Raw genomic sequence first — 10,161 nt, forward strand, 5'->3', positions numbered from 1 at the left:
GGAGATCAAGCGCCGGAACGACGACACGAGGCAGACGATCGAGCGGATGTTTGCGGAGTTGTCGAGCGTGAAGACGGATCGCAATCTGCTGGCGGGGCTGTTCGTGGAGATCGCCAAGTGCCTCAATCAGGACATCGCCCCCAAACGCATCGCCAAGATGGGCAACGGTGAGTAGTGCAGCGGGATGCCGTGACGGCCGCGCGCGGCGGCCGGGCGGCATCCCGATCTCGACGCGCTGCAGGTGAGCACGCTTCGTTCCGTTTCGCACCGGGAGGGTGTCGCCGCCGACTCCGCCAACCGGCAGCAGCTCGCCAACCTGCTGCTGGAAGTGGCGCGCTGTGTCGATCGCGATGTCGCGGCGCGCGTGCCGAGCGCGCTCGACACCGATCCGCGCGTCGAGGCCTTGCGCCATATTCTGCTCGAGCCGGAACAGGCGGCGCTCGCCGAACTGCGGCACAAGCTCGACGATCCCGAGCAGTTGAGCGCGGCCGTGAGCGCGATTCTGCCGGCGGCCATCGCCCGCGCGCTCCAGCGCGACGACAGGCTCAGCCGTGAACTCACGCCGGTGATCGAGGACGCTGCCCAGTCCTCGATCCGGCGCGATCCGCGGACGCTGATCGGGACGCTTGCGCCGCTCATGGGGCCGGTGATCCGGAAATCGGTTGCGGAGACCCTCGACAGCTCCCTGCAGCGGCTCAACCAGGCGCTCAAATACAGCCTGTCCTGGCAGGGGCTGAAGTGGCGCATGGAGGCCTTGCGCACGGGCACGTCCTTCGCCGAAGTGGTGCTCAAGCACACGCTGGTCTTCCGCGTCGAGCACGTCTTTCTGATCCATCGCAAGACCGGTCTCATGCTGGAGCACGTCGCGGCGGACGAAGCGAGCGCCAAGGATCCGCAGCTCGTGTCCGGCATGCTCGCCGCGATCCAGGATTTCGTGCGTGATTCGTTCGACGAATCCGCACTCGGCGGCATCGATACGCTGCGTCTGGGCGAGTTCGTGCTCTGGTGCGAGGAAGGACCGCTCGCGTTTCTCGCGGCCGTCATTCGCGGCAATCCACCGGAGCGTCTGCACGACCTCTTGCGGCAGACGCTGGACACCATCCACGCCGAGAACCGTACTGCGCTGGAGAACTTCGACGGCGACGTGAGCGAGTTCGTCGCCGTGCGCAGCAACCTCGAGCGCTGCCTCGAACGGCAGGAAAAGCCGGCCGACGTCCGCACCACCCCGCTGCTGTGGGTAATTCCCGCGGTATTGCTGGTGGCGCTGGCCTACTGGAGGTGGCACGGATACGTCGAGGAGCGGGCGATGGCGAGCTACGTGCGCAAGCTGCAGGCGGAGCCGGGAATCGCCGTGACGAGCCTCGACCATCGCGATGGCAAGTGGTACATCACCGGCTTGCGGGATCCACTCGCGGCGAATCCGACGGATCTCCTGCGTGCCTCCGCGGTCGACCCCGAAGAGGTGGTGAGCAACTGGGAGCCGTATCAGGCGCTGCATCCGGTGATCGCGATGAAGCGCATCGAGGCCACACTGAAGCCGCCGTCGACGGTGCGCTTCGCGCTGGACGGCGACACCATCCGGGCGACTGGCACAGCGCCCCGGCGCTGGATCGAGAAGGCGCGCACCCTGGCGGCCGTGCTGCCACCGGGCTCGGCGCAGCTCGACCTGAGTGCATTGGCGGACGTGCAGCTGGGTGAACTCGACCGGCTGCGCGATGCGATTCAGGCGCGCCAGATCTTCTTCGGTTACGGCGACGCGCTGCCGAAGCCGGGGCAGGACTCCGTCATCGAAAGTCTCGGGGCGGAACTCAAGACGCTCGACGAGGTGAGCCGCAAACTCGACGTCGGGGTGCGCGTCATGCTTACGGGACACGCCGATGCCACCGGCCGTGATACGCCGAATCTGGGCTTGAGCGTCGCCCGCGCCGAAGCCGTCCGCGCGCTGCTGCGCAAGCAGGGCGTCGATCCGGATCTGCTCGCGGTGCGCGGCGCCGGCCCCATGGAGCCGGTCGCGCCCGGCGTCTCTGAACAGGACCACTCCCGCAACCGGCGGGTCTCGCTCACCGTCAACATTCTCGACTGACGCAAACCCTATGTTCCAGAAAAAGATCTGCATGCTCGGCGCCTTCGGCGTCGGCAAGACGAGCCTGGTGCGGCGCTTCGTCGACACCCTCTTCGCCGACAGCTATCTCACCACGGTGGGCGTCAAGCTCGACAAGAAGACGGTCACGGTGCGCAACGAGACGGTCAATCTGATCCTCTGGGACATCGCCGGCGAGGACGCCGCATCCACCGTGCGGACGACATATCTGCGCGGTTCGGCGGGTTACCTGCTGGTGGCCGACAGCACGCGCCCGGTCACCCTGCAGGTGACGCGTTCCATCCAGTCGCGCGCCGAGGCCGAGATCGGCAAAGTTCCCTTCATCCTGCTCCTCAACAAGTGCGATCTCGTGAACGAGTGGGCGATCGCCGACAGCGAGATCGACGCGCTCACGGCGCTCGGCTGGACGATCCGTCGCACCAGCGCCAGGACCGGGGAAAGCGTCGAGGCGGTATTTCAGGACATCGCGGAACTGACCGTGCGGTAAGCGCGATGGAGCTTCTGCCGCCCACCGTTGCGGAGTCGCTGCGCACGCTCTTGTATCAGCAGCGCGCGCTGGCGTACATCCTGGTGGACAACGCGCTCGACCTGGTGCGGGCGGGTGGTTTTCTCGAGCGCTACGGTCTCACCGGCCTGCGCCTGCAGCAACCGGCGTCGAGCCAGATCGACTTCCTCGAGGGCATGCTGCCGCTGGCGGAGACGCCCTTCCTGATCCGCTCGATGGAGATGCCGTCCGGGCGCATCGCGGACGTCCACTTCTTCGCGCACGACGAGGGCGTCTGGATCCTGTTCCTGGACGTCACGACCGAGCACCACGAGGCGCAGCTCGTGCAGCAGAAGGCCTACGACATGACGCTGCTCTCCGAGCGCGAGGCGCGCCTGATCGAGGAGCTCGAAGCCGCCAACCGCGCGCTGGCGAAGTCGCAGGAGGACCTGCTGCGCACGCATCGCCGGCTCGATCGCGAGCTCGAGGACGCCGCGAACTATGTGCAGTCCATTCTGCCCGCGCGCTTCTCGAAGCCCTTCGTCGCCGACTGGCGCTTCGTCCCTTCATCCGAACTCGGTGGCGACTCGTTCGGCTATCACTGGGTCGATGATGACCATTTCGCGCTGTTCCTGCTCGATGTCTGCGGGCACGGCGTGGGCGCGGCGATGGTGTCGATCGTGGTCGCCAACATGCTGCGTTCCGAGGGACTCGCCGACACCGATTTCCGCGCACCGGCCGAGGTGTTGACGGCGCTCAATCGCGTCTACCAGATGGAGCAGCACAACGACCTCTACTTCAGCATCTGGTACGGCGTCTACCGCCACTCCGACCGCTGCCTCAAGTACGCCGCGGCCGGACATCATCCGACGGTGCTGGTGAGCGGCGCGCCGGCACAGCGCGGGCGCATCGAGACGCTGGCCGCGCGCGGGCCCAGCCTCGGCATCGCACCCGGTGCGGTCTACCGCGGCGAGGAGCGCGTGCTGCCCGCGCAGTGCCGTCTCTTCCTGTTCAGCGACGGCACTTTCGAGATCGGCGCACCCGACGGCAGCATGCTCGAATTCGATCGCTTCCTCGACGTTCTCGCGGCACCCGTCGCCGACGGGGAATCGGAGCTCGACCGCCTGCTCGAATTCGTCCGCAACGTGCACGGACCGGGCCCGCTGGAGGACGATTTCTCGATCATCAGGCTTGCATTCCGGGCGTGAGAACAGACCGAGAATCCGCAACGTCGGGTCCTCGCCGCCGTTCGGCTTCCATTACGCCCCCGCCATGATCGGCAGGGGCGTCAGACTCAATGCCAGCAAGCCCACGTGCAGAGCGATCTGTCGGCGCTGGAAAAGGTCGTCCCCGCAAACAGCAGCTTGGGCATCTGCCCGAAGCGAGTCATAGAACTCGTATCAGTTGTGGAAGCCACGATTTGATCCGACAGGCAATGTCAGATCTCGCTTCACCGGGCGAGATCGGCCAGGAGCCGTCGCTCAGTCCTTGACCGGAAAGCAGACGTTCAACCGGACGGCGATACCCGCAGCGAACCCCGAACCACGTGAACGCGCGCTGCTTATTCTCCCACCGGGCGGGCTGTATCCGGCAGCCCTTGCAGTTCGTCTGAGGAGGAATCTGCGGCCAAGGCCTCCTATACTTTTCCTAGGCGGCAACATTCCACCCGTCGCGGAGGGAACAGATGAGTGAGAAACGCATCCTCATCGTGGCGCACCGGACTGCAGCGACGCCGAGGCTGCTCAAGGCCGTCGCCGAGCGGGCTGCGCGCGAGCCGTGCAGGTTCACGCTGTTGGTGCCGCACCCGTATTGGGACCCGGGCACCGAAGAAGCGGCGATTACCCTCGAACTCGCAATCCCGCTGCTCGATGCCGCCGCAGGGTCGCACGTTCAGGGGATTGTCGGGGCGACCGACCCGTTCGAAAGCTGTGCGGGAGACACTTGAGCGCAACCACTATGATGAAGTGGTCGTTTCAACTTTGCCGCAGCGAGTGTCCCGGTGGCTGCATGTCGACCTTGGGCACCGTATCGCGCGGCTCGGTGTACCCGTAAGCGTCGTAACCGCCGAGCAGGCTGAGCGCACCCTTTTGCCGGAGACAAGGTCGGGTTGATCGAGCTGCGCCAGTACGGCGAAATCACGCTGACTCGCCTCCGCGCTCGCGAAGCAGCGGCGAGCCGGTTAGCGCAATGTTCGGCGATTGTGGAGATGTTGCCCCGTGTCCAGCATTCGAATTGGCAACCAGACCAGCTGCCATGCGCCCGCGCGGTTGCCCTACGAATTCGCCGTCGCCCAGGGGTTTGATGCCTTCGAGTGGCTAAGCGACAAGGGCCCCTCGGGGTGGTGTGAGGATGATATGTCGCAAGCGGAGCGGTCGGAACTACGCCGCAGCGCACAGCAGCGCGGCATACTATTCAGCGTACACGCTCCCGTCGCAGCCGATCCGACCCTCCCCTCCGGCGCCGAGGCCATCCGACGCACCATTCGCTTTGCTGGCGACGTGGGGGCGGGGGTCGTCAACCTGCACCTTTTCCCCGAACATGGCTCGAAGCAATTTGCCGAGGCGCTAAGGCCGCTGCTGGAGGCCGCACGATCGGCGCACGTGCGCCTCTGCCTGGAGAATATCCCTCAGACCTCACCCGATGAGTGCAACGCCCTCTTCGCCCTACTGGCTATGATGCCTGAGGCCGCCGGGCAGGTTGGCATGTGCCTCGATATGGGGCACGCAAACCTGTTCCCCGGCACGCGCAACGATTATCTCAAGTTCGTAGACCGACTTGGAGAGCACGTCCCGATCATTCACTGGCACGCCCATGAGAACTGGGGTGACTGCGACAGCCATCTACCGTTGTTCACAGGGCCTTCGGCGCACGATGACCGTGGTGTGCGCGGCCTGGTTTCGATGCCTGAAGCGGCGTGGTTTCCAAGGGTCCGTGGTTCTGGAGCAGTGGCCGCGGCGACCGGATATCCTGGTCGGGACCCGACAGCGACTTCGGCATATGCTTGAGGCCGACTGAGGCTCAGCGGGTGAACAGAGTCCCGCACCAAGCGCGGCACCAGATCTCACCCACGGCGCAAATTTGTATCGCGTCCCGGTTGCAATGTCTGGTTGTTCGATCTCTACTGTCGCGATACGTGCATGACGGCAAGGTTGTGGCCACCCAGATCCGTTAGCAAGATCGCCCACGGTACGCCGAACCCCATCCTCCAGACTCAGTGAATGAACCTCTGCCAACTTGTCGTGTAGGCGATGTTCGTGGCGCGCATGTCAGACTGCTGCGGCCGACCGCTCGTGGTTCTTGCGGGACCCCGCGGAACGGTACCTCGCAGAACTCGCCAGTTGCGGGAGGCGGTGTTACGCTGTTGCGAGTCGACGTGACCCAGTGGCCGCAACACTGGTATTGACGACGTGTCGAGGCGCCGCCTCGAAATCATGCTCAGGGAGGAGTATTCAAATGGAAAAGCATACGCCGCAACCCATCGACATCGCGAAGATATTCGAGCAATTCAAGGTGCCAGGGGTTGACGTTTCTGCGCTGATGGAAGCCAGGCGCAAGGACATTGAGGCACTGACGGAGGTCAACAAGATCGCACTGCAGAGTTCGCAAACCATGGCGCAGAAGCAGGTCGAGATTCTCCAAAAAACCATGGAAGAGCTGACGCAAGCGGTTGCCGCCGGCAAACCGTTGGAGAACGCCGCCAAGCAAGGTGAACTGGTGCAGCACGCCGTGGAGAAGGCATTGACCTACATGCGTGAGCTTGCCGAAGTGGCACGCACGGCACAAACCGAAGCCCTTGATGTAATACACAAGCGCGCTCAGGAGAACATGCGAGAGTTGACCAGCTGGGTGCAATCCAAGAAGTAGGGTTGCATTCAAAGCGTGGCGGATGGCGCCCGCCATCGCATCCGCCAGTCTCTCCCTCGCCGCGGGCGGCACGTTAGGTGGGCGGCTTCCCGAGGATCGGGAACTCGGGGGCGGCGAGTCATGGGCCCGCTCGAGCGAGTTCGCTTATATCCAGAAAGGAGTGTACTGGCAGTTTGGATTTGGACTCGTGGCCCAAGTCCAGGTGGTTGACTGGATAAGCGCTGCCAAATGAGCACCAGTCGGAACGGCCAACCGACACTGAAGGAACCGGTCGCTTACGTGGACCTAAGCAGTGCGCGGCTTCGGCGTCCCGGGGCATCGACCGCATCAGGGATGGCGTGAAGGGAGGTGAGCTCACGACTGGCATCTCTTCTTGTCCGAGACCGGCAAGCACGTCGCGGCGCTCGACGCTGTCGAAGATTGAGTGCAGTAAAAACTGCACGATCAGCGCTTGGAAGCGGGGTCCTTCAACAGTGGCCCAGCGTCGAGTTCTCTTCTTTTTCGGCTTAGCCTGTGTCGCGACCGCGTGCGCGCCGGTGCAGGTCCAAACCGTTCGGTATTCGGATCCTCCGCCGCAAATCGGCACGATATCGACCCAGATCCAGATTCTGTTGATGGAACCGCAGGTCCCACACGTCAAGCTGGGTGAAGTTCTCGTTTACGCGCCTGGGAACGCCTCCCGCGAACAGCTCGAAGCCAACATCAAGAGCGGTCCGGCGAACCTCGGGGCGGACGCCGCCTGGATCGTGCGCGACGACACGAGGCTGCTCCCGGTTGTCTACGTTGATCCCTGGTGGGGCCCCGTCGCCAGCAGTACAGGCAGTGCGCGGCGTCTTGTCGCGATCGCAATCAAGTTTCAGCAAGCAGCGGGCATCCCGTGCCCGACGTGCATCCACCGATGAGACTCCATGAATCCATTCCGCACTTACTCTACCGGTATGCAGGCAGTCGGGGGGGCTTCCTCGCGATCTGTGCAGCGTTGGCCTTTGCCGGCAGGATGAGCGCTGCCTATCCGGTTACGGCCATGGTCATCCCGGCGTCGCTCATGCGGCGGACGAAGGGCGGTCAATCCAGACAGACTGCGACCGCGAGATCGCACGGTCGCAGTCGGCCACTTTCGATCCATTGATCGACCTAGCGTGCTTGCCGGAAAGCTGCCGTTGCACCCACGTCGAGCAATCACACCGCTGTGCACCCGGAGTCACGACGAACTGGGGTAAAGAAATACAACAGCTCGTGCTGTGGGCCATCAGGCGACAACTTCTGCGCCCGGTCGGGCGACCCTTCAGGCAGCAAGCGGTTCGCGATTCCTGTCAACACAAAATTCTCCATTGATCATGGCTGATGGAGAGTGAATGGGCGTCGAGCCCAGTCGGCGTCGGTTGTACTTGCGCCCTTCCTACGCCACGGTCCAATGAAGATCTCAGTCGCTCATTACGACAGAGCCCCTCTCAGCGCGCTCACCTTCAGGCGCCTCTTGTGGTCGGTCAACAGGCCCAGCGTACGCTCGACATAACGCTTCGAAGAGAGCTCATCAGCGATGTACCTATTCAGGAGGTCCAACCACCGGCGATGGATACCGCAATTGGCGGTGAGACCCTCGTCGGCTAGGGGGCAATCTGGGCACCGTGTCCGCGCTGCCTGTGCGGACACAGCCTTCTTTTGCCAAGCCTGTCGGTAGCGCTCCGCATACTGTTCAATCCACTCGAGGGCCACCCTGTTCTGCTGCTCCGCCGGGAACAGTGCAACGTAGCGTTGAATGGTGGCAATCTGATCCAACATAAACTCTTCATGCGCGAGATGAAGCTGCCCGTCGCCGCAGGCGAAGCGCGTCAACAAGGCAAGCATGGGATCGTTGACAACAAATGTGCTTTGCTCCTCGGCGAGTGAACGTTGGCACGGCTGCGAGTGCAGGTCCGCCTGCCCGGTCTGCTGCGCCTGTTCCGTAACCTTTCTCCAGACCCAGCAATGGAGAATGCCTTTCAACCATTCACCCAGCTCGTTCTGAGTCTGCAGATAGTTTTCCCACACCCGCTGCGCGTTCGCCATCCACTTTTCACGGTACTCGGTGGCCGCTCGTATCTCGTCTCCGAACTTGCTCGGCACGTCGTTCACTTGCGTCGGCGCTTCGAGGTAATGGAGGACCATAGCAGCGCAATCCCCCATGAAGACGAACTCCTGCTCCGCCGCGCGCTCCATGCTCATCGCACTGATCTGCTTAAGCTCGATGAAGGAATCCCAGGAAGCTTTCCCTATCGCGTTCATCTGCCCCCACATCGACCGATCCTCCACTCTGGTGCATCCGCGACGCGGGCAACGAAATAGAGCTCGCACTTTGTGCGGCGCACAATTTCATTCTAGAAATAGGAGTCCGGACTGTCAATCCTCGGGTCTGTAGACCGTTGCGAGTTTCTTATCGCGGGTACGGGATTGCAGCTAAGCGAGTCGATTGGACCGGCGGTAGCGGGCGCGGCACCCACCTTCACGAAAGGCACGGCCTAGCGGCCAGCGGATCGCCCACAGAGAGCCGGGGGAGACATTCAGGAAGTCGGCGGCTTCCTTCTCGTCCAACAGTTTGCGAGCGCGTTCGTATATCCGGCATCTGTGCTTGGTGCTCCACGACGCCGCTCATCGCGAACGCTTAAGCGTCTGCTTCTTTGACTTCTTGCGTCCGGTTTCGGCAATCCTGAGCTTCCGCTTCGGGTCTATTCTGTTGAAAAACTGGGTTTAGATTGGCGTTACTGCGGCGCTGCGGTCGTGGAAACGGGAGTCTGGTGAAGTCGGCGGAACGCAAATGAATACTCACCCGCCGTTACGCGGGCGCCGAGTTGCCTTCAGGTCCTCTTGGCATTAGCCATCTGGCCATTCTTCGCAGATTCTGGGCTGTTGCCGCCAGCAAGAACTCATCCTGGGCACCACTGAAACCGCGTAGTCGTAACCTGTCCAGCTTCAGGATGCGCTTGAGATGGGCAAACAAGATTTCCACCTTCTTGCGATCCTTGCGGGACTGTCGATACGCGGCCGTTGTGGCGATCTGTCGAGCCACATCGCGCGCACTCTCATGGATGCTGCGGGCGATCTTGCGAAATGGCGTATTCGGACAGCAACGAGCTTTCATCGAGCAGAGGGCACAGTCACGCTCGCTTGACCGATGGATGATGGTGTCGGCTTGCGTGATGTGCGTGCGCGGATTCTTAAATGGGCGCCAGTCGCAGCGCAACGCCTTGCCTGCTGGGCAGCGGTATTCGCTCGCCTGATCTATCCACGCAAAGTCGCGGCGCGAGAAGGTGCCGTCTTGCCGCTCCGATTTGTCCCAAACCGGCACATGGGGTTCGATCTGCTTCTCACCCACCAGCCAGCCAAGCATGGCGGCTGATCCGTAGTTGGTATCGCCCACCAAACGCTGCGGCGTCATACCGAAATTCGCTTCGACCCGAGTAATCATGGTTCGGGTCGCTTCGACTTCCGCCGTCTTATTGACGGCGGACGCTTCGACATCGACGATGATCCCCGCCTTGAGGTCCATCAGGTAGTTGGTGGAATAGGCATAGAAAGCCGGCCCGCCCGGTGCCGCAGTCCAGGTTGCCGCGGGGTCGGTCAGCGAAATAGCCTTGGGCGTGGTGCCACAAGCGTTCTCTTCCGCCAGCGCCGCCAGATACTCGCGTACCGGTCGGGCCGCGGCCTCCGCATTGCCCCAGTCGATTGGCTCACC

At 63.0% G+C, this 10,161-nt stretch carries 10 protein-coding genes; 8 read left to right on the forward strand and 2 right to left on the reverse strand.

All coding sequences use genetic code 11. The features are described 5' to 3' along the window. The 8 genes from JNK68_17570 to JNK68_17605 form a co-directional block, all read left to right on the forward strand. On the forward strand, positions 1–175 hold a 175-nt coding region (locus JNK68_17570), incomplete at its 5' end, for a hypothetical protein (protein ID MBL8542154.1). A gap of 66 nt (positions 176–241) precedes the next feature. Further along, positions 242–2,083, forward strand: a complete 1,842-nt coding sequence (locus tag JNK68_17575) for an OmpA family protein (protein ID MBL8542155.1) — start codon at positions 242–244, stop codon at positions 2,081–2,083. A gap of 10 nt (positions 2,084–2,093) precedes the next feature. Next, on the forward strand, positions 2,094–2,588 hold the full coding sequence (locus JNK68_17580) for a GTP-binding protein (GenBank protein ID MBL8542156.1): 495 nt from the start codon (positions 2,094–2,096) through the stop codon (positions 2,586–2,588). Between the two features lie 5 nt (positions 2,589–2,593). Next, entirely contained in the window at positions 2,594–3,793 is a 1,200-nt protein-coding gene (locus tag JNK68_17585) for a serine/threonine-protein phosphatase (GenBank protein ID MBL8542157.1), read from the forward strand. A 476-nt stretch (positions 3,794–4,269) separates the two neighbouring features. Beyond that, positions 4,270–4,530 (forward strand): hypothetical protein, encoded by a 261-nt coding sequence (locus tag JNK68_17590; protein ID MBL8542158.1) that lies wholly within the window; start codon positions 4,270–4,272, stop codon positions 4,528–4,530. A gap of 271 nt (positions 4,531–4,801) precedes the next feature. Beyond that, positions 4,802–5,590, forward strand: a complete 789-nt coding sequence (locus JNK68_17595) for a sugar phosphate isomerase/epimerase (protein ID MBL8542159.1) — start codon at positions 4,802–4,804, stop codon at positions 5,588–5,590. A gap of 448 nt (positions 5,591–6,038) precedes the next feature. Further along, entirely contained in the window at positions 6,039–6,449 is a 411-nt protein-coding gene (gene phaP, locus JNK68_17600; protein MBL8542160.1) for a TIGR01841 family phasin, read from the forward strand. 614 nt (positions 6,450–7,063) lie between these two features. Further along, on the forward strand, positions 7,064–7,351 hold the full coding sequence (locus JNK68_17605; protein ID MBL8542161.1) for a hypothetical protein: 288 nt from the start codon (positions 7,064–7,066) through the stop codon (positions 7,349–7,351). Positions 7,352–7,883: 532 nt separating this feature from the next. Here JNK68_17605 and JNK68_17610 read toward each other — a convergent pair. After that, a complete protein-coding gene (locus tag JNK68_17610) occupies positions 7,884–8,726 on the reverse strand; it encodes a phasin family protein (protein ID MBL8542162.1) in 843 nt (280 codons plus the stop codon). 535 nt (positions 8,727–9,261) lie between these two features. Continuing rightward, positions 9,262–10,161, reverse strand: a 900-nt coding sequence (locus JNK68_17615) for a transposase (GenBank protein ID MBL8542163.1), incomplete at its 5' end; no start/stop codon positions are given.

The organism is Betaproteobacteria bacterium, from assembly GCA_016791345.1.
Classification (GTDB): domain Bacteria; phylum Pseudomonadota; class Gammaproteobacteria; order Burkholderiales; family JAEUMW01; genus JAEUMW01.